The 367-nt window shown below is 45.0% G+C and carries 2 tRNA genes and 1 rRNA gene; all 3 read right to left on the minus strand.

Annotated elements, in window-relative coordinates:
* Window positions 1–10 precede the first annotated feature (10 nt).
* Window positions 11–85 (minus strand) — tRNA-Glu (locus tag Q3304_RS20970).
* Window positions 86–89: 4 nt separating this feature from the next.
* Window positions 90–164: transfer RNA gene (locus Q3304_RS20975), tRNA-Asn, on the minus strand.
* A 7-nt stretch (window positions 165–171) separates the two neighbouring features.
* Window positions 172–288, minus strand: a 5S ribosomal RNA gene (rrf, locus tag Q3304_RS20980).
* Window positions 289–367 lie beyond the last annotated feature (79 nt).

Genomic DNA, 367 nt, shown 5'->3' on the forward strand with positions numbered 1-367 from the left:
ATCCCACAAATGGTGACTCGTAGGGGAATTGAACCCCTGTTACCGCCGTGAAAGGGCGGTGTCTTAACCTCTTGACCAACGAGCCATATTGGCTCCAAGGGTGGGGCTCGAACCCACAGCCTACCGGTTAACAGCCGGTTGCTCCACCGTTGAGCTACCTTGGAATATCCAACGTGGCTATGTCCTACTCTCCCAGGCAGTTTCCCACCAAGTACCATCAGCGCTAGAGAACTTAACTTCTGTGTTCGGAATGGGAACAGGTGTATCTTCTCTGCTATTATAACCACATTTTTTCTTGTTGCTAGGACAAGTATAATATTAACATTTTTTGTTATTTTTGTCAATACTTTTTTTAAACTTTTTGTTC

The organism is Clostridioides sp. GD02377 (assembly GCF_045899875.1).
Taxonomy (GTDB): domain Bacteria; phylum Bacillota; class Clostridia; order Peptostreptococcales; family Peptostreptococcaceae; genus Clostridioides; species Clostridioides difficile_A.